This window comes from Massilioclostridium coli (genome assembly GCF_900095865.1).
Classification (GTDB): domain Bacteria; phylum Bacillota; class Clostridia; order Oscillospirales; family Ruminococcaceae; genus Massilioclostridium; species Massilioclostridium facile.
This window is the reverse complement of record NZ_FMIZ01000007.1, coordinates 1,672,356-1,698,311: the sequence shown is the minus strand read 5'-3', so window position 1 is coordinate 1,698,311 and position 25,956 is coordinate 1,672,356. Positions and strand designations below refer to the sequence as shown.

Annotated in this window: 33 protein-coding genes and 1 tRNA gene; all 34 read right to left on the bottom strand. The window is 43.1% G+C overall.

Annotated features, from left to right (window positions below):
* Positions 1-897, bottom strand: an 897-nt coding sequence (locus BQ2683_RS12745) for a glycoside hydrolase family 25 protein (protein WP_069989447.1), incomplete at its 3' end; no start/stop codon positions are given.
* 15 nt (positions 898-912) lie between these two features.
* Positions 913-1,188, bottom strand: coding sequence for a phage holin (locus tag BQ2683_RS12740; protein ID WP_083256300.1), 276 nt, complete (start codon positions 1,186-1,188; stop codon positions 913-915).
* Entirely contained in the window at positions 1,178-1,516 is a 339-nt protein-coding gene (locus BQ2683_RS13980; RefSeq protein WP_069986660.1) for a hypothetical protein, read from the bottom strand. Before BQ2683_RS13980 ends, BQ2683_RS12740 begins: the two co-directional genes overlap by 11 nt.
* Positions 1,517-2,221, bottom strand: a complete 705-nt coding sequence (locus BQ2683_RS13705) for a hypothetical protein (RefSeq protein WP_235843866.1) — start codon at positions 2,219-2,221, stop codon at positions 1,517-1,519. It abuts the gene before it with no gap.
* Positions 2,218-3,318, bottom strand: a complete 1,101-nt coding sequence (locus BQ2683_RS12725; protein WP_069986659.1) for a right-handed parallel beta-helix repeat-containing protein — start codon at positions 3,316-3,318, stop codon at positions 2,218-2,220. Before BQ2683_RS12725 ends, BQ2683_RS13705 begins: the two co-directional genes overlap by 4 nt.
* Positions 3,293-3,520, bottom strand: a complete 228-nt coding sequence (locus BQ2683_RS12720) for a hypothetical protein (RefSeq protein WP_069986657.1) — start codon at positions 3,518-3,520, stop codon at positions 3,293-3,295. Before BQ2683_RS12720 ends, BQ2683_RS12725 begins: the two co-directional genes overlap by 26 nt.
* 10 nt (positions 3,521-3,530) lie before the next feature.
* Positions 3,531-4,190 (bottom strand): hypothetical protein, encoded by a 660-nt coding sequence (locus BQ2683_RS12715; protein WP_069986655.1) that lies wholly within the window; start codon positions 4,188-4,190, stop codon positions 3,531-3,533.
* Between the two features lie 10 nt (positions 4,191-4,200).
* Positions 4,201-6,345, bottom strand: a complete 2,145-nt coding sequence (locus BQ2683_RS12710) for a BppU family phage baseplate upper protein (protein ID WP_069989445.1) — start codon at positions 6,343-6,345, stop codon at positions 4,201-4,203.
* 6 nt (positions 6,346-6,351) lie between these two features.
* Complete coding sequence (locus BQ2683_RS12705) at positions 6,352-7,341, bottom strand: BppU family phage baseplate upper protein (RefSeq protein WP_083256497.1); 990 nt, start codon at positions 7,339-7,341, stop codon at positions 6,352-6,354.
* Positions 7,338-9,101 carry a phage tail protein gene (locus BQ2683_RS12700; RefSeq protein ID WP_069989439.1) on the bottom strand — a complete coding sequence of 588 codons (1,764 nt, stop codon included), beginning with the start codon at positions 9,099-9,101 and terminating at the stop codon, positions 7,338-7,340. Before BQ2683_RS12700 ends, BQ2683_RS12705 begins: the two co-directional genes overlap by 4 nt.
* A complete protein-coding gene (locus BQ2683_RS12695) occupies positions 9,070-9,804 on the bottom strand; it encodes a phage distal tail protein (protein ID WP_069989437.1) in 735 nt (244 codons plus the stop codon). The genes BQ2683_RS12700 and BQ2683_RS12695 overlap by 32 nt, the downstream gene beginning before the upstream one ends.
* 10 nt (positions 9,805-9,814) lie before the next feature.
* Positions 9,815-13,420: a phage tail tape measure protein gene (locus BQ2683_RS12690; RefSeq protein ID WP_069989435.1), complete on the bottom strand. Its 3,606-nt coding sequence runs from the start codon at positions 13,418-13,420 to the stop codon at positions 9,815-9,817.
* A gap of 93 nt (positions 13,421-13,513) precedes the next feature.
* On the bottom strand, positions 13,514-13,957 hold the full coding sequence (locus BQ2683_RS12685; RefSeq protein WP_069989433.1) for a hypothetical protein: 444 nt from the start codon (positions 13,955-13,957) through the stop codon (positions 13,514-13,516).
* Positions 13,958-13,973: 16 nt separating this feature from the next.
* Positions 13,974-14,801, bottom strand: coding sequence for a major tail protein (locus BQ2683_RS12680; protein WP_069989431.1), 828 nt, complete (start codon positions 14,799-14,801; stop codon positions 13,974-13,976).
* A 2-nt stretch (positions 14,802-14,803) separates the two neighbouring features.
* A complete protein-coding gene (locus BQ2683_RS12675) occupies positions 14,804-15,151 on the bottom strand; it encodes a hypothetical protein (RefSeq protein WP_069989429.1) in 348 nt (115 codons plus the stop codon).
* Positions 15,148-15,543 carry an HK97 gp10 family phage protein gene (locus tag BQ2683_RS12670; RefSeq protein WP_069989427.1) on the bottom strand — a complete coding sequence of 132 codons (396 nt, stop codon included), beginning with the start codon at positions 15,541-15,543 and terminating at the stop codon, positions 15,148-15,150. Before BQ2683_RS12670 ends, BQ2683_RS12675 begins: the two co-directional genes overlap by 4 nt.
* On the bottom strand, positions 15,543-15,839 hold the full coding sequence (locus BQ2683_RS12665; protein ID WP_069989422.1) for a phage head closure protein: 297 nt from the start codon (positions 15,837-15,839) through the stop codon (positions 15,543-15,545). Before BQ2683_RS12665 ends, BQ2683_RS12670 begins: the two co-directional genes overlap by 1 nt.
* Positions 15,832-16,122, bottom strand: a complete 291-nt coding sequence (locus BQ2683_RS12660; RefSeq protein WP_069989420.1) for a phage head-tail connector protein — start codon at positions 16,120-16,122, stop codon at positions 15,832-15,834. Before BQ2683_RS12660 ends, BQ2683_RS12665 begins: the two co-directional genes overlap by 8 nt.
* An 11-nt stretch (positions 16,123-16,133) precedes the next feature.
* Positions 16,134-16,403: a cadherin-like beta sandwich domain-containing protein gene (locus BQ2683_RS12655; RefSeq protein ID WP_069989418.1), complete on the bottom strand. Its 270-nt coding sequence runs from the start codon at positions 16,401-16,403 to the stop codon at positions 16,134-16,136.
* 11 nt (positions 16,404-16,414) lie between these two features.
* Positions 16,415-17,632 (bottom strand): phage major capsid protein, encoded by a 1,218-nt coding sequence (locus tag BQ2683_RS12650; protein ID WP_069989417.1) that lies wholly within the window; start codon positions 17,630-17,632, stop codon positions 16,415-16,417.
* On the bottom strand, positions 17,625-18,284 hold the full coding sequence (locus BQ2683_RS12645; protein ID WP_069989416.1) for a head maturation protease, ClpP-related: 660 nt from the start codon (positions 18,282-18,284) through the stop codon (positions 17,625-17,627). Before BQ2683_RS12645 ends, BQ2683_RS12650 begins: the two co-directional genes overlap by 8 nt.
* Positions 18,274-19,452, bottom strand: a complete 1,179-nt coding sequence (locus tag BQ2683_RS12640) for a phage portal protein (protein ID WP_069989415.1) — start codon at positions 19,450-19,452, stop codon at positions 18,274-18,276. Before BQ2683_RS12640 ends, BQ2683_RS12645 begins: the two co-directional genes overlap by 11 nt.
* A gap of 8 nt (positions 19,453-19,460) precedes the next feature.
* Positions 19,461-21,107, bottom strand: a complete 1,647-nt coding sequence (locus BQ2683_RS12635; protein WP_069989414.1) for a terminase large subunit — start codon at positions 21,105-21,107, stop codon at positions 19,461-19,463.
* Positions 21,104-21,469 carry a hypothetical protein gene (locus BQ2683_RS12630; protein WP_141720223.1) on the bottom strand — a complete coding sequence of 122 codons (366 nt, stop codon included), beginning with the start codon at positions 21,467-21,469 and terminating at the stop codon, positions 21,104-21,106. Before BQ2683_RS12630 ends, BQ2683_RS12635 begins: the two co-directional genes overlap by 4 nt.
* 89 nt (positions 21,470-21,558) lie before the next feature.
* Positions 21,559-21,867, bottom strand: coding sequence for a hypothetical protein (locus BQ2683_RS12625; protein WP_069989558.1), 309 nt, complete (start codon positions 21,865-21,867; stop codon positions 21,559-21,561).
* Positions 21,868-22,188: 321 nt separating this feature from the next.
* Positions 22,189-22,265, bottom strand: a tRNA-Ile gene (locus tag BQ2683_RS12620).
* A 138-nt stretch (positions 22,266-22,403) separates the two neighbouring features.
* On the bottom strand, positions 22,404-22,811 hold the full coding sequence (locus tag BQ2683_RS12615; RefSeq protein ID WP_069989411.1) for an RNA polymerase sigma factor: 408 nt from the start codon (positions 22,809-22,811) through the stop codon (positions 22,404-22,406).
* Entirely contained in the window at positions 22,795-22,959 is a 165-nt protein-coding gene (locus tag BQ2683_RS13485) for a hypothetical protein (RefSeq protein WP_159427341.1), read from the bottom strand. Before BQ2683_RS13485 ends, BQ2683_RS12615 begins: the two co-directional genes overlap by 17 nt.
* Complete coding sequence (locus BQ2683_RS12610) at positions 22,949-23,461, bottom strand: DUF2829 domain-containing protein (RefSeq protein ID WP_069987180.1); 513 nt, start codon at positions 23,459-23,461, stop codon at positions 22,949-22,951. Before BQ2683_RS12610 ends, BQ2683_RS13485 begins: the two co-directional genes overlap by 11 nt.
* Before the next feature lie 9 nt (positions 23,462-23,470).
* Positions 23,471-23,833 carry a RusA family crossover junction endodeoxyribonuclease gene (locus tag BQ2683_RS12605; protein WP_069989409.1) on the bottom strand — a complete coding sequence of 121 codons (363 nt, stop codon included), beginning with the start codon at positions 23,831-23,833 and terminating at the stop codon, positions 23,471-23,473.
* Positions 23,817-24,575: a hypothetical protein gene (locus BQ2683_RS13565; protein ID WP_069989407.1), complete on the bottom strand. Its 759-nt coding sequence runs from the start codon at positions 24,573-24,575 to the stop codon at positions 23,817-23,819. The genes BQ2683_RS12605 and BQ2683_RS13565 overlap by 17 nt, the downstream gene beginning before the upstream one ends.
* Before the next feature lie 13 nt (positions 24,576-24,588).
* Positions 24,589-25,020, bottom strand: coding sequence for a single-stranded DNA-binding protein (locus BQ2683_RS12595; protein ID WP_069989405.1), 432 nt, complete (start codon positions 25,018-25,020; stop codon positions 24,589-24,591).
* On the bottom strand, positions 25,010-25,336 hold the full coding sequence (locus BQ2683_RS12590) for a hypothetical protein (protein ID WP_069989403.1): 327 nt from the start codon (positions 25,334-25,336) through the stop codon (positions 25,010-25,012). Before BQ2683_RS12590 ends, BQ2683_RS12595 begins: the two co-directional genes overlap by 11 nt.
* Entirely contained in the window at positions 25,333-25,956 is a 624-nt protein-coding gene (locus BQ2683_RS12585; RefSeq protein WP_069989401.1) for a hypothetical protein, read from the bottom strand. Before BQ2683_RS12585 ends, BQ2683_RS12590 begins: the two co-directional genes overlap by 4 nt.

Below are 25,956 nucleotides of genomic sequence, written 5' to 3'. Positions count from 1 at the left end.
AATGCTCCCACGTCCTCTGATATCGCCGTCGTTGCACCATCCTAAATTACCGTTATTCAGTAAGTATGGATTGCGTGCGCCTTCTACAATACGGGTAATCGTGCCTGTTTTCCACTCGGACGGAATTACTGCCTTATTGCTGTCTGTTTCTGTGCTAGATGCGTAGTAGCTGGATACGGTTACTACATCGCCAACACTATATTGTGTCCCTGTTGGCTGGGGTGGGGTAGGGGAAGATCCAGCAACCCACCCGTTTAACCCTGCTGATTTGATCATTGCGGCATAATCTTTGTACGCAATATTGGTATCACATCCTCCTACAGCATTATTTTTTACACCTGGCCAATGCCCGCCAGTTTCACCAATTTCATTCTGCCAAATACCGCAAGATTTATCTGGCGCGGATTTATCAGGGCGGGCATACCAGAAATCATATGCGGTAAGCTGGTCTGGATATAATTTGTTTTCGTACCAGTCTTTATTTGCATACCACATTACATAATATCCGGCGGATTCAAGTTTTTGGCAAAAGTGTTTGATGATATCGGTAGCCATTTGGCGGGAAATACCACCCCTTTTAGCCTTATATCCATCCGCGTCCTCCATGTCAATAACAATTGGATAGGATGGTTTACGGCCTTGTAACAGCCGTAGCATGTGATTAGCTTCGCTGTCTGCTTCGTCCATATTCATAGCGTAGCTGTATAGATACGCTCCCCATTCAATACCGTTTGTCTCACAGCCTGTAATATATTCCACAAATTTTTTATCATCCTGGCTAGCGATATCACTGCCAACCCCAGCCCGTAGCATCGCAAACTGTGCGCCTGCTGCTTTCACTGCCGCAAAATCTACTGTACCATTGTGATAAGATAAGTCAATTCCTCTAATGCTCATATTATTTACCTCCTATTAATCTTGTTTTGGGCTGTCATATGTAAGTGCCTGTGTACTGTCGGATGTACCCTTAGTGGTAGGGTCTGTGATGGCGGTCCATACGGACGCAATGACGGATACTACAATTACAGGGTTACAGATAGCGTCATATAACGCTTGTCCTAGTGATTTCCAGGTTGTCATATCACTCCATTGCAGCCCCAACCCAACCAAAATAGGGGACACAATAGCAATGATGATCTGTGCCCACCATACAGGGTTTTTGATTCGTACTTTCCAGTTAATTTTCATTGTCATCAACTCCTTCCAAATCCAGGGGTAATTTTGTTACCCTTGTATATAGCTCTGTGCCTGTGCCGTTCCCGCCCAAACTGTGGTAGCTGCGGTATAGGTATTCTACGTTTTTAAGGGCATTTGGGGTGATTACCCCTTGCCCTAAATAGTATTGGCATAACTGATATAACCTATCGTGGAGTATTGCCAGTATGCCATCCTTAACATTTTCCTGTTCTTCCACTTTTTTGGCTAGCCTATGATATCCAGTAGATAGCACAGCGGTTAATCCTACGGCAAGTACCCCGAACAAAAATTCCACCCAATATTCGATTATAAAATCCACTTATTCTACCACCTCCCACGCTTGCGGGTATTCGCCGGGACTAAAATTTGTATCCTGTCTACATCTGTACACATTGCCGTCCTCCCAAATTGCGTATTCGCCACTATGATATATATCGTGAGAGCCCTGTACTGGCACAAATGGGCGGGCTGTTTCCGGACTTGTCCCGTGTAACGATCGCCAGAAGGTATACCATGCTGGGTTATCTGGCGTGATATCAGGATAGGTTGCTGTATCGTGGGATTGATAACACTCCCACGTCTGACCTCTAGCGTTGCATATATCACCGGATGGATGATTTCCTTCCACCCATACTGGGTACAACCCTGATAACTCTAATTTTTGGGTGTCGTTTTCTGGTTTTATGGTGTTAAGTAGTATTCCTGCTAACGCCTGTGCGGATTGCTCCGCACTTGGTATGTATTTGCTATTTAGCCAGGCATTTTCCCCAGCTTCATAAATTTTAATCGCATCATCCATTGGATGTGTTGTTTCTGGGATAGTAATACCATCTATCCATTCATCCGATGGATCAACCTCTATTGGTTGCACTGTCGCATCGTCATATCTATCACTGTATTGGTTTGCTTCCTGTTTGTCTACACAATAATACTGTTTATGTTGTTCGTCCTCTTGCCAAGCAACAACATACCGATATAACAATATTGTTAATCCTTGCACGCAAAATTTTTCTTCATATTTCAATCTGTTCCACCCCCAGAAGCTTGGTTTTTTATGACGACATTATTTTCTACGACAATTTCTTTTCCTCCGGTCACTATTCCTGTGACAAACACTAAATTCCCAGTGACGAATGATTTAACACTGGATGGCAACATTTTGATGGAATTTGCCATGGCATGGTCGCCGCCTATAGTATTTCCAGAAATATTTCCAAAACTTCCTCCAAAAGCAATACCACTTGATTCCGATTGCTTGGTTTCAATGATGTTATTTTCAATGTTATACCACGATCCAGATTGTACAAGCACCCCGTATCCCTTCACGTTGGAAATCACATTATTTGACACATTGAGGTGTTTGCACATATTGTTGATAATTGATATACCATCTTCTTCGTGATCAATAATATAATTGCCGGAAATTATCGAATTGGTACAACTATTTATCTTAATAGCAGACAAGTTGTTTGCTCCTCCTACAAGTACATTATTAATAATACTGATATTATTAATGGCTCCGGCTGTAAAAGAAGCGATTTCAATTGTATTTCCTATAAACCCCGAACAATGTACATTACGCACCTCGGTATTGCTCCCCGTAATTTTTATAGCAGTAGCCGTCCCACTCAGGTCTGTGGTTTCCAACAATAGCGATATATTTCGCAATGCACAATTTGACCCAGCGTACACCAACACTCCTTGAGGGCCAATGCTCGTGTCCGAATATATTTGTGTTGACAATCCATTACCAATAAGTTGTGTGTTATTTTTTAAATCAATTCCAGTAACAACATATCGTCCATCAAGCAGCACAATTTCTCCGCCATCTTCCGGTAGGGCATCAATAGCAGCCTGAATTTTCACTTCATCTGATGTTCCATCACATAAATAATCACAGTCATTTTCTGTCCATCCGGCTACTGCCGTGCCAACGACAACTCGGCAGGTACGGATGGACTTGCCGCCACCAGAGCCACTGGTCGATATTTGACTAATTAGAGTAGGATAGCCATCCAGTTTGGTTGATTCTGGCACTTGTACGCCTTTTGCTGCAATCGCCTCAGCTATAGCAGCTTTGGCGTTATTAAGCCTATCAATCTGTATTTTTTCGTTCCGCATTTAATCCCTCCAAATAGTCAGCCAATATTATTGGCAACTCATCAAGTCTTACTCCATCAGGTGTGGCGATACCGTATTTTTCAAAAACTTCCAAAAATCTTATTTTTGTCTCAATTGTTCGATAAAAAAATTTGTCGATTGTCCCTAATGGCTTGTTTTGAGATAGTGTCATAAGAAATCTTTCTTCCCGCTCATATTTCACCTTATCCCCCCTAGATAGCCGCTAGGGCGTTCGCAATATCGTCAGTAAGGGATATTGTCCCCTTGCCGTCATGATATCCCGCTGGAATGGTATAACTGCCTGTGGTTAGTCCGTCAATCGTAGCGGATACAGCCCCGTTGTTAACCATCGTACCTGCTGTTTTTGTGCCCGCCGCCGTCACAAATGTTTTGGTCGCTAGCACGTCCGCCTCGGTTGCTGTTACTCCTGTTACATCTGCATAGTTAGCAGGGATTGCCTCTACCGTTACTTTGGATAACCCATCATATCCTTCGTCAGGAGTAATATTCTGTTGGGCTTTTGTTGGGGTTACCGTCTTTTCCTGTAAGTCTACGCCTTCGCCAGCGTATGAGCCGGCTACCCCCAAAATGGTAACACCGCTCTTGATATTGCCGGCAATGATTTTAGCTTGTTCGACACTGGCAATCTGTACTTTCCCAGTGCCGTTGTGGTAGCCTGCTGGAACAGAGTATTGTTCCGCCACTGCACTGATATTACCGGACACTGCACCATTATCCGCAATCCCTTCCACAGCCGTTACACATGCCTCTAGATCATCACTAGATTTAGCAAGTCCCATTCCTACTAATTTTGTTCGCAATGCTTCTTTTTCTCCCTGCAAACGTTCGATTTGTATTTTTACATCTTCCATGTCTGCCCTCCTAAATTTCTGCCAGTAAGGCTGCTATATTACCAATTTGGGCATATACCGCAGCCGATGTAACTGGCTTAGTATTGTCCCGCTCTACTTCCGTGGCAGTGTCTACAGATAATTTGTTACCCTCCAGCTTAAGTCCATCGCCGATTTTATAAGACGTTCCACCGCCGGAGTGGTTATCAATATATAATTTTGTGTCCGCAACATACCGGACATCCATATGAGTATCACTATCGTTTTCGATATTGGTATCGGAATAATAGGTATGTACAGATTGGACATTCGGCGCCTCGCCCTTTTCCAGTTCTGATTCGGTAGGTGTGGCAATCTGATAGATTACTGTTAACGGAGTACCTGCGCTGTGTTGGGACGCAATCCACTTTTGGACACTGTCTTTTGTTTCACCAACCACTGCTTTTGGCATGCGGAACACAATATAGTTGGAACTTAAATAGAATCCAACCTCATCTCCACCCCAAATTTCTTTATATTTGGCGTGGCTACATAACGCTGGTGCAAGGGAACTTTTGATATCGGCAACACTAATGTAAAATCTGGTTGTATTGGTAGATGAAGCGTTGACCGAATAGGTTTCCGAACCATCCAGCACAATGGTTTTCACAGGGCTAACCCGTTTGCCGGTACCATCAGAATATAGTTGAATAGTCTCTGATATATATTGCTGACCCTCTATTGTCACGTTTCCGCCGGAGGCTACCGGAATACCAGGTAATCCCCCTGTAGTATCCACTACAAGCGGTTGGGTACTTGTACTGTCATCGTCAACAGTTATAGTAATACTGCCACTATCTCCAACGTGATGGATTTTCTGCGGATATTCCGGAGTAGGGGAGGGAATTTCGTTGAAATATTCTTCCCAAGGTTGAGCGGAAGAACCAGCGTTTAACATCAGCTTGATGGTATTGTTGGATTCTGTTGCCGCTGTATTGGTCCATACCCTGAGGGATATTGTTTTTTTCTCTGTCAGGACAATTTCCTTTTCTGATTTTGTATCAGCCGCAAAACTCAGATTGCCTCCAGTAGTGATGCTGGCTCCAGAGGAATCTACAAGGCTAATGGTTGTATATTGTGTCTCTTTTGCCTCACCGGAAAATGTATAGGTACCAGCCGGTAAGACAAACTTACCAGAAAACGTAGTAGCCACATCATCACCTGCGCCAGAAGTTGTCAGGATACCGTTTTTATAATGGTAACAGGTGGTGCCCTCTATTTGTTCTTCTGGGGCAGCCAATAATTGAGCGCCAGTTGTTTGAACTTGTTGGGATTTCCCATAAATCGTTAGCCCTTGTAGAGGTCTGTCGCTACTATCGGTTAACTGGATAGTTGTCCCGGTTGCGGTCACAATGATAGTATCACCGCCACCAGCGCCATCCTCTCCGCGGGGAATACCAAAGTCAAGGATCGCAGCTGTATCTGTCCCAGTATTGGTTACAGTAGCAGGTTGCCCTGGTGCTAGGGTGGTAACCACTCCAACCTGGATGGTAGCGGCTTGTCCATCTGCCCCTGGCTGCCCAGGTTCGCCTTGTGGGCCTTTGATATTTACGGGGTCAGGGTTGGGCAATCCTTGCCCATTGATCCAGCTGATAATGCCATCATCGGACACAGAGGGAATATATGTAGTGCCATCCTTAACGTTATCTGCTGCCTGGTTTGCTTTTTCTGCTGCTGCGGTTGCATCGTCTGCGGCTTGTTGGGCATTGGTAGCCGCTTCCTCCGCATCGCTTACCACCTTGGACAGAGATAAGTATTCATCGCTGCTTTCCAGCGCGTCAGCGTCATACACACCAGGATTTACAGAGACCTTAAACATTGCACTGGTAAGCTGTTGTGTCCCTCTATAAAACTGGATTTCGCAGTGGCATAGTCCTGCTACTGTTAAACATTGGTCGCTTAATGCCACGGTTACCACGTTACCAGATATGGTGGCAGGGTTAATTACCTGCGTGCAATCTGGTTTGAGGTAGATGTAGGAGATTGTGACATCATCCTCTAGTTCCAACGGCTCGCCGTTGTTGAGGACAGTAACATCTACGTATCTGGTTTCACTGTCACCCTTGATAACATTGACCGTGGGTTGTGAGATAAGACCTGGGACAACATCAACTGTGATAGATTGTATGTTCTTCATGGCTTATCACTCCGTTTCGTCTAAATCCACATCATCCAAATCATCAATCACGCTTGTAACGCCAAAACCAACATATTGGACGGTGTTTCCATATGCAGGGGTACTGAGATGGATCTCGTGTTGTTGATTGATCATCCCTACACCTATTCCGGCGACCCCACCATTAACAGTCATCCATACTGGAAAGTAGAATGGTTCATCTACAAATATAGGAGTATGACCAGCGGCGTCATTAATATTTCGTTCCAACTGTGCGCCTTGAAACGTGCCTTGTAGCTGGAATTGCATTAGTTTATATCCAATTTTTCGGTAGGTTAGCGTCCATTCATATCGACTGGTTGTTTTGTAAGTTGTCCACGGTTCGTTTTTGAGATCCTCTGGAGTTAATGCAACATCCGATGATAAGCTATGGCTGTTGATTGTACGGGTGGTAGGTACATAATCGTTAAATTTGTCTAGCACTTGACCTATATCAGTTTCCGCAGCTTCATCCGCAGCTTCTCGCGCCTTTTTTGCTGATTCATCTGCTTGGGTCGCTGCTTCTTGAGCGTTTTCCATTGCTTGGGTAACGTCCTCCAACATAGAGGCTATTGCTCCGTAGTCATCGCTGCTTTCCATCGCATCATCATCGTAAGCAGATTGATAAATTTCAATTTCAAAAACCGCAGTAGATATTACTTGACTATTTTTTACAAAAATAATTTCGCAGATTGCTAATCCTGATATAGTCAAGCACTGATCAGATAAATTAATCGTAACAATATTGTCTTGATATGTAGCAGTATTAACAACTTGTGTTTTATCTGGCTTTCGTAAAGCGTATGTAACGGTTGTACCTGATTCGATGGTTACCGGAAACCCGTTGTTTAGTATTTCCGCTCGGATGATTCGACTGTTTTTATCCCATTGCTTTGCGGATGCTCGTTGTGTTGGCCCATCTGCCACAAAGTCAATTGTTATCTTTTGTATGTTTTGCAATCCTTGCACCTCCTTCATATTTTTTCTAAGTTTATCCCATTTGCTTCGGACAGTGCTTGCAACGATCTACTGATACTTACGCCGTTTACAACTAGATCCCCTACAACCTCTACTCTGCAAGGCTGGTTTTGGGATGATGTGGACCCAAGTCCGCGGAAAACTACCTTGCTTTCTGCACCGCCAGATTTACCGGGTTCGATGTATATCCCATCGGTATCGTTATACATCCCAATCCTGTTTTGGTCCCCATGTGACATCAAGTACATAAATACAGCCTGGTTGTTATCCGATGCCATATAGATTGATTTTTCGCCTTGTCCGGTAAAATATACTCTATTGTTTCCACTACCCCTTATTGTAATTCCATCAGCAGATAGCGTATTGTTCGCCAAATCAAATTGTATGCTTCCGCTTTCGCTTTGTAACACTCCTCCGTAGATTCTGTCGGCAGAAAGTGTCCCAGCAGTGATAAAATTAGCAACAATTGCGCCATCCATTGTGATAGCTGTTGCATATGGTCCGTTTATCCCCTCACTGGAATATCCAAATCCACCAATATTCCAGCGCCATACTTTTTTAGCTGTTGCTTGGTCATCTGTATCCATAATTAATATTTCGGTAGGCTTTCCGTTATCATCGTATTTGATAACAACATTTCCGCCTTTAGCTCCAGTAATAATGTTCGTGGCGTTTTGGATCGCGCTCTGCATCTTTTGCCCAAATTCGCTGTTAGGGTTATCGACGCCATCGGTTATATCCTTTATGGTGTTTTCAATGGCTGGTTGGGTAGTGGATAATGTAACGACATTGTTTTCTGGGCGCATGGGGTATTCTGCGTACTCTACAACTCTATGGTTGATTCTTGTCCTTTTGTTCCGGTCTATCAGAGTAACGGTTCTGTGCATCGCAAACGCAAGATGGCTGTATTTGCTGCTTGTCTTTGCTAAATCAATAACACTACATTCGTACGACCTGGTTGGGATACACATTTCTTCCAACTTTTTTGTTGCCGCATCTTTTAAGCTTTGTGCGTCTGTATAACGGTCATCCTCCCAGATTGCAGCAATTATTTTATTGGAATAGCTATGATTTTCAACATATTCCTTTTGATCGTTAATATCCGCAAATGTTAATCCGTCTTTGCCGTAGGCGTATAGTCTGGTAACAAGTTCGGTAGAATCTCCTGTATAAGTGAGTTGTTTCAGGTTGAGTTCGTCGGTAACGTATTCCCCGGATGGCTGCGACAATTCAGGATTGATAATGGTGACCACTTTGTTAATAGCATCAAATAGATATGTGATTTTGTAGGTTTCCGCTGCTTGAAACAGGATGTCATATGGAGTAACGTTTTCCAGTTCAAGAGATTTGTTTTCCACTTGAACGTTCCCGCTTTCTACGGTCCACCCATTGGGCTTTATTTGATTTACCAGTGTTCCAATTGCCATGCTGCCCGGCTTAAATTCCCGGTTTATGGTTGATTTCCAGTCATCCAGATCAACTTGAGCAGTCACGGTAACAACCTGTTCTGCTTCCTGGATTGATTTTATGGAATATATGTTATTTTCTGCGATTATCCTGGATTCTTCTTGGATGTATTGGTAATATCGTCCGGTTACAGGTGTGTCAAATTCCACGGTATCCTGTCCGTCATATTTGTGGGTAACCCTATAACTATTTGGGTCAACCAATAAGGGATAGGCTGGATGATCGTTTGCGTCACATAGCGTAATAATGGTAATCCCTCCTTTAAAGGATAATAGGGTAGTAGGAGATAACAACAGGTTGGTTACTACTCATAGTGATTTCGTTTTTACCTGGCTGTAACGCCGGGAAGTCAACTAAATCTGTATCAGCCCATTTGTTATCTGTTCCTGCCATTACGGTTTTGTTAATTCCGTCAATCGTTACTGTGGTATTTACAGTTAAGTTTTTAATAGTAATCCCCATGATAGTATATTGGGGTAATTGGTTTTTAGGCGTAATTTCAAGAATGCATTCCGATTCTGCGGTCCCTGGGTTATAGATAATAGCATTGCTACTTATCTCGTGTGTAGTTAATGGCAAACTCTCCATAACGTTAAATGTTAGAGTGACCTGTGTATAATACCGGAAACTCGTGGATGATGTGCTGCTGCTTGTCAGGATGGCGCGGTAAAACAGATTTGACCTTTCCAATTGTATTGTACATTCTTTGGCTTCATTGATTAATCCAGAGAGGTTATAAGCTGTTTTTTCCGGATTTTCACCATAAAGATAGAATATGGCGGTTGCTGTTTTGTAGCCAATTTGCGGTTTGGAGATTACAAATGTGCTGCGGCTTTGGTTTTCCGTGGTTTGTGCCGTTACCATGCCAGGGGTAACAACAAAACTATCCAGGTCAGCATGATATGCCTTGGATACCTCTTTTTTGTTCATCCAACACCGTTGCCCTACGATTTTTTCTGGCTTTAAAAATTTGTATTTTAATGGTGTTTGATACATACTCCACCCCCTAAAGCCTTGCGTTCCTGGCTTGTATTCTGGATATTACAGGGGCTAACGCTTTACCCGCTTTTTCGTTGCTTAGCAACACATCACCCTGTTTTACCTCAAAGTTAGTGTTAACTTGTACAGGTGATTTTTGCAATGCTGACACAATACATCGAGCCATTTTGTTATAGTCAATTAATGTCCCGTCGTTGGATTGTGGTGCAATCGCGGCGGATGGCACGCCTAACGCCGCCCCTGTTTTTTGGTATAAGCTTAAGGCTCTGGCTCGTTTGGATGGGTCTAATGGGATAACCGCTTCTGGTTTATCGCCTTCTGCCAGCCAGCTAAGGGTTTGCTTATTAATAATGCCGCCATCCGCGTTGTATTCAATTTCAACCCCTTGTTGTACAGGCCCTTGCCATCCTTTGTCCACTTTAATTTTTACTTTGGCTGGGACGGTTATCGGGTTTTTGTCCGCTTCTCCTTGCAAGAGTGGCCAATTTTGTTGTACCCATGTTTGAGCGTCAAGACTTTTCATCCCCGGGGCCGTCAATTGGCTTTGGGATACAACACGATCCATTTCATCTACACCGATAATCCCAAGGTCAGCTAACATTTGGGCAAACTCTGGGGTAATATTTGTGATACGGTTACCTGCTGCGTCTTTTAGGTCCGTAATTGTTTGTGCCGCACCATCACGGACTACTTGGATATTACTTTTCAGCCCGTTTGACAACGCATCGTCAACGCTAAATCCCATCATCGCCATTTGTGCCACTAGTTCCGGTTTTTTGCTATCCGCAGCACCCATAAATTCAGAAAGCAATTGGATAACTTTCAGCTGCATTTCCGGAGATTTAAACATCAGTTTTTCGTTAAAATTGTCCGGCAATTCCATTCCGGCGTTGGAAAATATCTTTCCGATTTCCTCAAAATTTAGTTTGGTGCCGTTTTTTAATTTATCCAATAGTCCTATTGTTTCATCCACTACTTCTGGTGTTTGTTGGGATAATGATTCGATGTATTTGGCACTCATGTTGATGCCTTTTTCCGCCAGCTTTTCAGTGGCGGCGTAGGCGTTTGACATTTCATTGATCGTTTGCTCAAATCCATCCACAACAGCCTGTGCGGTGTTAACGTTGTTTGTTGCGGTTTCAAGACGTCCTCTTGCTGTATTCCACTTATCCCAATATATCTGTTCGTTACCCCCGCCATAAGTATTGATATATTGCTGGTATGTAGCATCGTCTCCTTGCTCTTTCGCGATCATACCAGCGTTCAGTTCATCGTATTCTACTTTCTTTGTATTGTAGTCATCCAATGCCGCATTTAAATCTTCTTGGGCTTTCATTTGGTCTTTGACCACTTTACTCATATCTTCGCCTTGCGTTTCCAAGTACAATTTTGTACGGTAAGCGTCGTTATAGGCTTCAACCGATTCCTTTGATGCGTTAAGTTTTCCGCTTTGTTCATCTATCAGCAGATTCAACCCCGGCAGGTTTTCATTGAGTTGGTCCACGATTCCTTTCATGGTTTCCATTTCACCATTCGTTAGGGTTTGCTTGTCATTGAGTTCATATAATTTATCTATCAAGTCTTGGTTGCTATCCGTTTCATTGTCGATTGCTTCCATATTTTCGGCATGGGCTTGTTTTGATTCTTCCAGCGCCGTTTTAGATTGCTGGATAGCCCAATACACCTGGAAACTCTCGTCCGCCGCTGTTTGCGATGCAACAGCATAGGTTAACAATCCTGCTGCCGCTACACCGCCTGCAACCGCAGCAACTGTTCCAAGGGTTACCGCTGCACCAGCTGCCGCCGAACCCGCAGCGGCTGTGGCTGTCCCTGCCGCTGTTGCGTTGGTGGCAACGGAACCTAAAGCAGTGGCAGCGGTTTTGGCTGCCACTTGCCCTGATAAGGCTTTTGCTAAGTTGCCAAGCCCTGATACAGCTGTTTTTGTGCCGCCAGCAATTCCGCCAATCACTTTGGTAACCGGTCCGGCGGCTGCCGCAAATGCGATAAATTTCAGGATAGTTTGTTGCGTCCCTTTATCCAGGTTGCCAAACCACTCAAATACATCTTCGATATTTTCTACCAAATCCAATAATACTGGTCCAACAGATTTCGCAATTGTTTCCCCGGTATCGTGCATGGCTAATTTTAGCCGTTGCATGGCAAGCTGACTATCGTCAACCTCATCTACGATAGCCCCATAAGTGTTATCTACCGTTCCGCCAGCACTTTGTAACGCTTGGATATATTCATCGACCTCAAACCGTCCGCCTTTGATCGCGTCTGCCAAATCCGGTCCAGCTTTTTTGCCAAACGCTTCAATGGCTATAGCTGTTGCTTTTGATATGTCAGACGCCGATTTGATTGCATCCATTGTTTTACTAAATTCTTTGGTTGCGTCTTTACCTTCCGCACTCCAAGCAGAGATAGCTTGTTTCATCCCGCTGAACGCTATTTCGGTATTTACGCCTGCTTTTTCCCAGCCAGCAAACATAGCAATGGCAGTTTGGGTATCAATCCCCAGCGCCCTCATTGGTGCGCCATATTTGGCTAGGTTGGTAGTTAAGCTGTCAATGGATATACCACTTTTTTGTGCTGCTACAGTTAACATATCCAGCACAGATTTATAGTTGTTTGATTCTATCCCTGCGTCTCCCATAGCACGGGTTACCAGCTGTACTGATGTGTTGACGTCTGTACCATTGACTTTTGCAAATTTCAAAAAATCTTCGGACGCAACTTTGAGTTTGTCACCTGTAAACCCTAATCGGGTATTGATTTCTCCGACAGCTGCGCCGATGTCCCCAAACTCCGCAGGGATATTGGAGGCTACCTCCCTATATACCGCGTCTAATTCCTGTGCAGCTGTTCCGGTAGCTCCTGTTTTAGTTATAACAGTATCTAACCCTTCGTCCACCTGATCCATTGCACCAACCATGGCGCCCGCTGCTGCTGTTACAGGTACAGTTACGCCTACAGTTAAGACGTTTCCTATTTTATCCGCTTTTTCGGATACCTTTCCCAATTTTGTAGCGGCATCGTCTGCGGCTTCCCCAAATTGAGACAAGGAGCTTTTTTTGGTAGATAGTTGAGTTCCAAGGTCTTTTAAACTATTTTCAGTGTTGGCTATTTCTGTTTTTGTTTTATTTAGGGCAATCTGCCAAGTACCAGTTGCCCTTTCCGCTGCTCCATATTGGCGTTCCGCGGTTTTTAATTGGGTTTCCAGATCTTTTACCGCTTTTTCCTGGGCTTTGATTTCTTCCGCTGTGGCGTTTGAGCTGTTTTTCATCTGATCCAGTGCTTTTTCTGCACTGGATAGTTGCGTTTTTAAGGATTCTACCTTTTTCCCAGAATCTTGATAGGCTTTTGTCACTTTTTCTAGGACACTTTGCTGTAGGGATTCTTTTTCACGCAGGTTGTCCAACTTTTTTCCGTATAACTGATATTGGGCAGATACAGATTCGATAGACTCTTTTTGGTTTTTATATACTGCTTGTGTTTTTTCAACTTCTGAATTTAATACTTTTTGATTTTGGGTTATGTTTTTTAGGGATTGCTGGTACTCTTTTTCACCGTCAATGGCCAGCCCAAACCCTATTATCCCTTTGCCTGCCATTTTACAACCTCCTAAAACGGGATAATGTCATCAATCGTTTTTTCATCGTCTAACTGTATTTTGTTCAAATGACAGTATTCGCGGTATAGGGCTTCAATTTCCCTGATTGTCGTCCTTTGTGCTTCTTTTTGCGAATAGCCGAGCAACAAACGAGCTACTCCGTACCACTTTATTGTGTTTATTGCCCGGCTTTCCGTTTTTTTCTAGTTCTATATCATCTGGATCAGGCATAGACAGCTGGAACGCAACAGACAAAGCGTTTCCAATTGCGTAGAAATTCACTCTTTTTTTAATTTCTTCCAGGCTTAGTTCTTCCCAGGGGTCACCTGGGAAGTCCTCGTTGTGCCGGTCAACCGCGTTATCCAAAAAAGCTTTGGCTATAACGGCCATATCTTTTGCATTTTGGGTCGCTTTTAACGCTTTGTCGATTGTCCCGTATCGGTCCTGTAACGCTTCTATGACACACAAATTACAAGATAAACCATAGGTGCGGCTAGAAACCTCAAACCAGACTGGATGTATTTTGATTTTTGACATAATCTATCCTTTCCACCTATTCTGTTTTAATCACAACATCCGCAATACCTGCTTTTAATGCTTTCGTACTTTCATCCACCTCTACCACCACGATTTTTTGCCCTGTGGTGGCTTTGATGTCACTTTCTCCATCCCATGTGGTATATGCGGCGCAGCTTTGCTGGTATCTTGGCATTGTTACCGATGTGCCAAGTTTGTATTTGTATGTATTGCTCCCTTCTTTTTCAGGTGTTACAGTAACGGCGGTCGTTCCTGTTGTTGTACCTTGTGTACATACAACTTTTAGGATTTTAAGACTTTCCGCTACAGCTGCTTTTTCGTCGAGCCAAGCGATCGCTTCCGCTTCGGTTTCAAACGTGTGTTCCTGCTTCCAGTTACCCAGGTCATCCATCATCATCTGGCCACTAATAGTAGGAGTCTGGAACTCAACGCTTTCGCCTTTGGTTTGGTTTTCATCGGATGGTTCCCCAAATTTTACTTGATTCAGAAAAATTGCGCGGTAAGCAGTAATATTATTTCGGCTAGTAGCCCCATAAAATCCCCAGCCTACAACAGGGGATTCGTCAGCTTCGTTTGCGATTAAATCGCCTGTAGATTCGTCGATTTTGTGGCCGAATAAGATAGCGTTATCCTGGTCTGGGATGTCATCTGTATTCGCTTCCACTGTGCCGCCCGTTACACGTGCGTCTGATTCCTTTAACCGGTCGTCTACATACAAAGTAGCGTCGGATGTGTTAAGCGTGATATTACATGAAATAGCACCTAATACGCGGCCGTCTTTGTATGTTGCTGTTTCCGGGTCATAAACTCCATAAACAAAGTGCTTTAGTCCTTTTTTTGCCATATTTATACCTCCAATTCGTCATTTACAAATCCGGTGATATACGCCTCCACGATTACGTGGTTATAATCACTGTCATTTTCGTAATATTGTTGTGTGCTAATAATACAAAAACCACCCTGCCGCAATAAGCGGCGGATGGTTCGTTTCATTTTTTCTGGGTTATTTTTCGTAAAATAGTGTACCTGTACCGTTGTCTCATCTTCGGTGTCTGTGTCATCTCTATATATTACTGGGCGTTCGTCCGCATAGTTATATACAATGTGGTCACAATCCTTACCGGTATAGATGTCTGGTACAACAGGCACGCCTAAAGGGTCAAATAGTTCGTGCATAATTGGCTGGATGTTCACAATCCTGTCACCTCGTTAAATTTATCCTGCATCGCTTGAGATACGTCAGATTGGCAATCATTTTTCGTTTTTGTCACAAATGGATGTGCAGCTTGTCCTTTTTTTCCGTTTTCGATGATATTGGCTTTCAAGCTGTTTGATACGCCTTTTCGATCCTCACCGCTAAAATATACTTTTGCGTACCAACCCTGTTTGTTTTTCTTCGGTTTTGTGTTCGTGATTGATTTTTCCATATCTCCTGTTTTTCTGTGGGATTTAAGGTTTTTTTTGAGGGCTTTTTTAACCACTGGGGCAGCTGCACTAATACATTTGGGTGCGATATTATCAATATCCGCCATTTGCTGCAACTGCTTGATGATATCATCGCCCGGGTACACTTTAATAGATGCCATCAAACCACCTCCGAACAGTGTAGTTCCAGCCTATCTTCCCCTTTGGAGTAAGTCCGCTGTACTTTATATGTTTTCCCGCCATGCTCTACGGTTTCCTGCCCGTCATAGTCCATACAAAATACTTCAAATACAGCAGACATCCTAATCCCATTTTGCAAAGCAGCATAAAATTCCGCTGTGCCAGCTGATTTTTGGTTTGCAAAAACCTTTATTTTTCGCATTTTTGTAATGGGATACCCGTCTGCATCAGCCCCAGTTTTGACTTCCCGGCATAGCCATATAACATCCTTATACATTGTCAGCCTCCGTGGTGTATTCCATAGAGATTCCGAGGGCATTTTTTAATTCTTTGTACATTTCGCGGTATTTATCGCCAATACCATCAAAATTAAATTCTGCCCTTGCGTATAACTTGATACACTGGCGGATAAGAGGGTCTTTGGTGCTCAATTTTTTGATACCGGATAGCCTTAAATCGTTGATGCAGGATTCAATCATTGGCCTTATTTCTGTATCATCCAAATCGGTTATTTTAATCCGTACCCAATCACGCACCAATTCTGTTATAATAGGGTCCATTTACATGCCCCCTATTCTGATTTTGTGACTGTTACTGTGTATTCTGTGGATGATTCTCCGTTTGTAACCGTAATTTTTACGGTATTTTCTCCTGGTTGCCATGTCGCTGCATTACCACTTTCTACAGGTGTTTCGCCTACCATAATAGCAACGCTAGCAGATTCGTCCGCTGGTGTCGCTGCAATGGTATTTGATGCGTTTGTAGTTGTTGTGGTGTAGCTTAATGTAGCGCTACTAAATGTTGGGTCTAATGTCAATGACCCAAACGAAAGAGCGGACAAGCTACTGTCCGCTACGCTTTTTTTAACAGGCTAAATGCGTTAGTATCCAATACATTACCGTCTGCAATCGCATAACCTACAAATTTGGTTAACCGGTTGTCTGGGTCCTCGAATTGGCGGATGCTGGTCTGTTCGTTGATGTTAAATCCATATCCTCGTGTATTTCCAAATAAGATTTCTCCATCGTTTAAGCTATCATCTTCTTTCACTGTAATTCCTAACATTCTGCCTACACCGCCATTGGTGATAGCGTCAGCCATAAAGATAGGGCGGCCGTTTTTATCCAGTATGTTGGCAATTTCCGTCCAGATGGTTGTACTGTTCGCGTAGGTTGTAAGCCCAGGGGTGTATTTTCCTTTGACTTTAGACCGCGCTGTTACAATGTTTTGATAAGTAAGCGCGCCAGCTGTATAGGTAGTAATATGCGGTGTGCTTCCTTCTTTTTCTAACGCTGTAACAATTCCAGTCGGTTCCGGTTTTGCTTCGCCTGATCCTTTTCCGTGTGCTACGCCATAAGCGAGCCCAGCACCCATTTTCTCGCCCATTTTTTGTGTGATATATGGAATAAAATCAGAGGTGGACATAGCACGCAATTTCCAGGAGATTTTTACCTGTCTAGCCAATTCGCACCCGCTCAGGTTTACTTCCCGCAAAGTTTCTTTCCCGTCTTCTGTTGGGGTGGATTCGGTGTACCACGCGCTGTCGCTGGATGTGTTTTCCACAATGTAGGTAACATTGCCTTTCACATTTGTTGCCACGATATCCCCATACAGTGGGTACATTTCGGCCGCAATCCTGAAAATTCCTTTTGCCACAGTTTCTGGGATGACAATCCCAGTATTATCAGTGGTGTGAGTATATGCGTTTACCAGCCGGATTGTTTCCTGTTCTTTATCAGTCAGTTTATACCCTTGCATGGATTTTGCCCATGCTTTCAGGTATTCTTCGCTGCTATTAGTCGCGCCGGTTTCCTTGTTTTTGACCTCAAAATTTAATTGGTCTGTTACTTCTCCAGTAACTGGCGTGCTAAGGTTTTGCAAATCAATAACAGGCTGCTTATTCAGGGCTTCCAGTTCCGCAGTTGCTTTCGCTTCTGCGTCAAACTGGTTGTCTAGGGATTCGATTTCTTGTTTTTTTGCCTTAAATTCTTCTAGCTTCCCAGCATCAACAAACTGTTGTGCTTCGTTGATCAAGGCTATTCTTTTCGTTTGATACTCTTGTTTAGTCATAACTACCTCCTAATTTTAGCAGTTCCAATTCCGCACGCAGCAGATCGGACTGCTTTTTATTATTAATCATTTTTCTGGTTTTTTCGATTACTTCCCTTGGGAGCATATCACTCCCAGGAATGGCAGCGGCCAAGTCTTGAAACATCACAGAATCAACAAAACCCAGCGCAACCGCCTGTTCGGCAGTCAGCCAGGTTTCTTTGTCCATCATCTGTAATATTTCGCTTTCTGATTTGCCTGTTTTATGGGTATACGCTGCAGCCAGTGATTTGTTTGCACTTTGCAGCATCTCGCTTGCCTTATCCATCTGGTGATAATCACCGGAAATCCCGGCAACGGATACATTATGTATCATAATCTGGCCGACAGGGGAGATTTTACTTTTCCCCGCCATAGCGATAATACTGGCTGCACTGCCAGCCCATACAATGTTGATATTCACTTCCCCTTGATACGATCTTAGGGCGGTATAAATATCATTTCCAGCAAATATGCTTCCGCCACTGGAATTGATTTCGATATCAACTGGCATCCCATCGGCTTGTTTTAGTGCTTTTCCCACATCTAACGGGCAAACGGCTTCCAGTCCAAAAAAATCGTAAATAAATTTATCATTGGTCGAAACAATCGGACCTTTGATGTTAATTTTCAACGGTTTCACCTCCTTCTACCGGCTGTGTGTCTAAGCGCCTTACAGGGACATCTCCGCCAGGTACTGGGGCAAGGTTAAACGCTTCACGCCATTCGTTCGGGGTCATGGCACCTCTATCCACCATAGCTTGTAATTGGAGTTTAGTGCTCATGCTTGCATATTGGAGTGACCCCGCTTCGTAGTAGATTTTGTTTCCAAATCCACGTTCACGGCGGGTGAATAGCTTCCGCGTCATTTCTTCCGCCCATCGCCTGGCATCTGGTTCGATTTCGGCTTCAAAATATGACACCCATTCATCTTCGGTATATTTTGATTGCACGATATTGTTATTGGTATTAAAAAACGATTGCAAACGGGCGGTTGTCCTGTCCATCTGCGCGGCGTTTGGCACATAGTCAGTAGGAGTAATCTGTTGAGCTTCTACTTTTGCGTCCACCGCAGCTACTCCTAATGAATCACCTTGCGTATTCAAAAAGCTATCCGCAAAGTTCTTGGCGGTATTTTTGATATCTTCCGGCCTTGCTGAGTTCATAATTTTTAATAACCAGCGGATAATGCCAGAATTTTTTACTGCCTTAACAATCCCTTGGTCTGTAGTATTTACAATTTCCATCAATGGTTTGATGGAATCGATATATGGCGTACCAAAAATATCGTTTTCGTTGTAATCCGCCTTTAAGTGGATAATATCGCTATATGGGAAGACAAATATTTTTCCATTGGATAAGTAAAACTTAAGATACAGGTCGTTATCCTTATAAACGGCTTCCACAGAACTGGCGATAATAGGGTAGAGCTGTATTGGCTGGCCGTTTTCATCCCGGTAGATTAATGCAAATGCGTTGTTGTTCAAGCAAAGCTGCGTTTCCATCTTTTCCTGGAATAGTTGCATTGTCATTAACGGATTTGGTTCTTCCAACAGGAATTTAATGTGCAGTAGGGGATTGACCTCAATTTTTTTGCCTTCCTCTGTTTCAGATGTGCGGATATGTTTTGCTGTCAGCTTTCCTATTGCCTTTACTTTCGGGCGGATGCAGGAACGGATGATATCCGAATAATATATCCTGCCATCCCATGAATAGAATCCGTTTCCCTGGTCCTGCATCAGCTCAACCCTTACGCTTTCACGGGTTGGCGATCTGTTTTTTAACCTTGATAATAATCCCATAGTACCTCCTAAATCATTGTTAGATATTCATCTTTTTTATTTTGTAAGACAACATAGGCATCCAATAGGGCTGCTGTGCCGTCTATTCTGCGTTTGCGGTCAGTTTTATCCGGTAATACGTTACCGTTTCTATCGGGCGGTGTAGTGTATGTATTCAACAAGCACATTTTGTCCACTGGATTGTTGTTGTATATAACCCGATGTGCCTTAAAATCACCTTTTAGGTCCGTCATGGGCTGTGCCAGGGTGGGTGCCCCTTGGCGGACAGGTATCATCGCCCGCTCGCCAAATTCATCCTTAAATTGCCTTAACAGGCTGTCGTCAATATGCCATGGATCATATCCGATATATAACGGATATACGTCCTCCACATCCCGCAATTCAATAAACCAATCCAAAAACACCCGCTTATCCACTTTGTGGCCGGGGCACGTCCGCATATATCCTTGTTCCACCCATAGTTTATATGGCGCGTCATCACGTTCCCGTCGTGATGCTTCTTTCGCCCTCAACACTTCTTCCGGTATCCAGTACATTTGTTTGATGTATAAGTTTTCATCCCCTGGGCGCATGCAGATCGCTTTCGCCGCATTCAGGTCCACGCTGTCAGCGGCGTCCATTCCACCGATGCAATACCGGAATTTATAGTCAAATGTTTGTTCATTGTTTAGTTGGTCATAAGACAACCAGGCGGCAGCGGCGTTTTCCTTGAGATTGAAATCTTTAACCATGACGGTTGGCTTAAATGATGGGTCAACCTTAGCTTTTGCTACACATTCACGTAAAAAGCTTAATTTTTTTATTGTCCCCAAGCCTGGGTTCGCTTTGATCCAGCACTCTTCTTTGTCCCATTCGTCCCGGTGGTCAAGTTCGTAAACAAATGGAAGGAAGCGTTCATCTTTGATGGTCCCATCAATTACACCTTGTGCGTATTCATATTGTGCATCAAAAATTCCATCCCGCACAAACCCGTTTGTAGTAATGCAAAAAAGCAGAGGTTGGCTTCTACTGCTCATGCTCTGCTTCATCAAGTCGTATAAGTCACGGTTTTTGATTGCCGCCAATTCGTCTATGATGACGCAATGGCTATTCAACCCATCCAAACTGTTTGTGTTGCTGGCAAGCGCTTTGATAATCCCCATGTTGTGAGCAAAATACAAATCCCCTTGACGTTTGCGGAAATGCTTCCGCAAAAGAGGGGATTGGCGTATCATTTTATGAGTTTCTTCAAATCCTTTGTTTGCCTGGTCTTTTGCTGTTGCGATATTATAGCACTCCGGCGATCCTTCGTGGTCGTTGGCACACATATCAATATTAATAGCGGAACACTCTGTTGTTTTCCCGTTTTTACGGCCTTCAATTGTTAGAACTTCGTTATATTTTCGGTTATCATTATCATCCACAAAACCAAACGCCGCCTGAAACCGTGCTTTTTGGAACAATTCCAGTTGTAACGGTGTGCCTATTTTACCTTGCGCTTGTTTACAAAATGTTTCGATAAATCGGATATGCCTGTTCGCGATTTCCTCATCAAAATGGTATTCACCTGGATGATACAAATCATTCAACAGTTTTTCGTAGATGCGTTTAATTTTTTCACAGGCTACTATTTTGCCATCCAGCACTGCCGTCCCGTATTCCTCTAACCAGGTCATTTTTGCTCAATAAACCCCAATAATTCGTCTTTTACGTCCTCGTTTGGAGCGAAATTTGATAATAATTTGACTGTTGCGTTATAGTTTTTAATCATGATATTGTAGGTTTTGGCAGCTGGATGTTCACGGGTAATTTTTTGGGAGCCTTGTTCAAATAGTTCAACCGCGCCTTCCTCGTTGATGATTTGTTCCAGTTCCTGCAAGGTAGCTGACATAAAGCCAGCCCGCTCACAGAGCTTATTTATAAGGGTTAGCTGTTCTTTTGATATTCCTGGTTCTTCGTTTTTGTTTTTCTGCTTAAAAATATCTTTAAAGGATTTAATTTCTTTCTTTAGCAGCTTTTCTTTGTCTATCTTTTCCAATGTCGCACCTTCTTTCACCCCCCCTCGTGGAATTTTTCACGCGCAACAAAGATGTTGTCTGCTCCCGGTCCTTGCCGGACAGCCCCACGTTATTTTTCAGGGGGGAGTATAGGCTGCCCGCTTTCGTCAAATATGTATCTTGGTTTTGTTTCGTTTTCTGTTTCTTTGTTGTGGCACTCCTGGCAATCGTATTTGAGATTGTCGAGGTTGAGTGTTACATCTGGGTTGTTGATGTTGTCCGGTGTAATCCATACTTTATGGTGTACAATCTTTCCGGGCTTTGTGCCACATGTTTCGCACATGCCACCATCAATCATAATCCTTTGTTTGATGTATGCCGTCCGGCATTTCCGCCAGGCAGCTGATTTGTAGAATGATTTTGCGAACTCTCTAGCCATATGTTTTATCCCTTTGATTACATAAAAAAGCAGGGGATGAGTAATCCTCTGCTTTTTGGTATGTAGTATGGGTATTTGTTGGATGCCTCTTAGGCTGGTAGGACAAGTGGGAATCGAACCCGCTGCAGGAATAACATATACCCCGTAAAAATATGTTTTCTGCATCCAATTGTCCCATATTAGCCCGCTATAATCAACGGGCTAAAAAGGAAAATAAAAAATGAGAAAAAGATACCTGTTACAGCGTTGACTTCATGCGGTTTCCGCTGCATATGCCGCCCAAACGGGCGGTAGAATAAAGGAGAAAGTCAGTGAGGACAATGGTGGGCTTTCCAGGGATTGAACCCGGAGCCTTCCGGTTATGAGCCGGATACTCTAACCAATTGAGTTAAAAGCCCATATTACCCGCCGCATTGGGACTGGCGGGTAATAACTAACTTTTTGGAGAATCTTTTTGTTTCATTCAACTTTCCACAATAGCAATTATACTATATATGGGTGGTTAAGTCAATAGTAAATACCATATTTTGTGTTTTTTATTTAAATTCTTTTAATGCTTTTAAGTGGAGATATTTTCTGGTATGTTCTTTGCTTACGCCTAATTTTTTCGCAATCGCCGCCCATGTCATAAACTTTATGTATTTGCATCTCAGTAAGATTCTGCACTCCCGTGTTGGGCATTGTTTAATCCGTTCCAACAGTTCTTTTTTTATTGCTTCTTTCTGGTCTATCAGTCGATTGACTTCCTCCTGCGCTGCCTGTACTCTCTCTATCCCTAATTCAATTTTATTGTGTTTACCATTCCCGCTAGGCAAGCCGGAATAATTGATAGCAGTGCTGTTTAATGCAGCAATAGCTTCAATCCGTTCCTCGTCTGCTTTTTTGATTTGTTCCTCCAATGTTCTAAGCTGTAGTAGGCATTGTTTTTTATCTGCTGTCGTCATCGATTTGCTCCTTTTGATTCTTTCGCCTTTCTTTTAGTCCGTGATAAATCGTGCAGATTAGGGCAACGGTACAGCTGCCAAAGATCGTGCCGCACAATACCAGAGTGACAACAGCCCATAATGGGGATATTATGTATTCATTCAGCATTTTCTTCCTCTTTATAAAACACCCAATCATCCGCTAACATATCTGCTTGTGATGCAAGCCATCCCATCTGTATACCAGATGTTCCAACAAAAGCGATAGCATAATTCCCAATCGCCCGATGATTGCAATTTGTGACCACTCCGTCCGGAGAAATATAGCTAATGTTCTTTGCTAGTTCGATATGTTGGTTTTTGCCGTTCCAGCCTAAGCGTTTTACCTTAAATCCTCGTTTTATATACTTGATTGCATCGCCAAAACCAAACGCAGGAACGCCACCTAGAATTGAGCAATTTTCTCCATCCGCCGAGATCCATTCATCAGAAAGCACGTTATGTAGCGTAGACTCTACGTTTTCTGTTTCTCTGATATCTATTCTTTGATGGTCCTTCGTATACACGATAATTGTATTGGTATCATTGTCCCAACACCAATATCCACCCCACGATGGGAGTTTCATTGGAATACCTTTTTTCATCTGTCTTAACGCTTTTGTAAAATTCATAATAACACCTCAATTATTCTCAACTTCTACTGTGATTTCCGTTCTTGGATAATTTTTGTCATAGTGCCCATTCAGCTGTAGCTGAATGCAGCTGAATGAATCATCTTGGATAATACTACTCTTAACCAATCCATCCAAAATCATTTTACCCGCATAATTGTCCGGGTCATGCCGCCGCCTATCGCCAAAATAATACGTCAATGTTACTTTGGCGTAGGGAATTGGCCCTTGTGGCCTTGGCTTGCAAAGTAAAGCAATCAAATCCGCCCAACGTTTCTTCTCCACCTGGTATTGCCACCGGGCATTGCGCCCGATGAATTTGTTGTTACTAGGCGGGATTTCTGGGATTATGTATTTATATTTCTGGCACATACATACCTCGTTTCGCAAGTTCTTCCAGGTCATAGGACGGCGGTGTGCCGCCAAATGTTCCAGTGTCTTTCTTTGCCTGTTCCTCTCTCTTTGCCCAATTCCGTATTGTGGCTAAATGGTTTTTGTATTTAGCCCCTTTGCTGGCTATATAGGCGCTTAAACGTTCAATTCGTTGCTGATAGTCGTCTGGAAATTCGTTTTTTAGTTTTTGCATATCCTCATCAGACAGCAAAACATTTTTATATTCGCCGTATTTATGCCTAACAGAGGGAGAGTTTGCGCACGTGTGCGCATTATCTTCCGTATTCGGATTAGGATTCGGATTGGATTCGGATTGGATTGGATTACGGGGACATTTGCAATCATTTGATATCAATTGATTGCAAACATTATCGCTCTGCATAATTTCGCCATCTTCTGGGGCAGGGTATTTGCTTTTTTTGGCTCTAACTTGTTGATGTTTATCCCAAGTTGTTAGCTGTAGGGTCGGTTTTCCATTGCTTATATAGCGGACTACTAGCCCTACAGTCGACAACTTATCAAGATATTTTTCGATGGTTGCAAGGGTAATATTAATTTTGAGTGGGTATAACCTGCTCCTTATAATTGCCGGTCGCCCATCAAACCTGCCATAATCATCGCAATTAACAATCAGCCTATAAAAAAATACCTCTTCGTCCCATTTTAATTGATCTATTGTGTCGCTTGTGCAGATGCTTTCTTTCAAAATTCTATTTGGCATAAAATATCACCGCCTAGAATGGTGAATCATCGTCATTGCTGCCTATTTCCTCGAAGCCGTCAAAATCATCGAATCCAACTGAAACATTATCAGATTTAAGGCTTTTGCCGTTGTTGCTCCCCTCAGTCTTGCTGCTGCAAAAATATACCTTGTCCGCAACAACTTCAAAAGCAGTGCGCTTGTTTCCTTGCTTGTCTTCATAACTGCGGGTCTGAATAGCCCCTTTTAAAGCCATCATCTGCCCTTTAGTAAAATATTTGCTGATAAATTCTGCTGTGAGTCTCCATGCAACAATATTAATAAAATCAACTTGTTTCTCTTGACCCTGCTGTGTATAGTCCCTATCTACCGCAAGGGTGAAAGATAATACAGACACACCGCTTTGTGTTTGTTTCAATTCTGGATCAACGGTTAACCGCCCCATCAATACAACATTATTTAACATCTTTAATTGCTCCTTCCACTACTTCAAATACTGCAACCGTTTTATGAGTTATCGGGTCAACAGTTGACCCGCATGCCCGTATAACGTTATATTTTTGCAATTCGCTGATTCTAGGTCTTACATAGTTCATGTCAGTATACCCTAGCTTTGTTGCAATTTCTCTGGCGGTCATTTGATTGCCTTTTAGAGCAATCAATATTTTCCCCCAGCGTTTTTCAGGCTTTAGTTGTTTGTAACTTGCCCTGCGTGTTTCACCTGTTATACTCATTCTGCCCTCGCTTTCTAGATGCCGCATAAAGCGGATAATTTCTGTCATGGATTTGCTGCCCTGTTTGCTACTTTACGGTTGATTTCTTGGTAGCATTTAAAACAAATGCCATTTGTTTTATCATATATTTGCGCCGCTGTATAGTTCCTACCTTTTATGCGCTCTCCTGTTACTTTTCCGTTGCATCGCCCGCAATAATATTCCCGTTCATCCACAACAGGAGGTTGAGACGGCGACGTGGTGTATTTGGTGTTGTCTTTATTCCAATATATTTTAGCTGCTGCTCCTAACGCCTTAGCTGCTACACTAATGGAGTCTGTTAACGCCATTTTAAAGCATTCATCATTTGTAACAAGTTTTCCTTTTTCAGTGTTGACGAATCCGCTTCCTCCAGTCCCTGGGATTCCCTCGCTCCATTTCCCGTTTATTTTGTAATATAGATCAATATTACAAAATGCAGCCACTTCTCCGTTTGCCCCTGGCAACGTCCATTGTTTTGTGATTATATATTTCCAACCGATGCCGCACGGACCAAATAATTCGGTTAAGGCTTTGATTCGCCACATTGGGTTGATGTCTGTTTTCCCGTTAAGCTTCCCACCTTTTATTTCTTTCAATGCCCCTTCTGGCGGATCACAAAGGGCGTTGTAAATATCTAAGTTATTCAT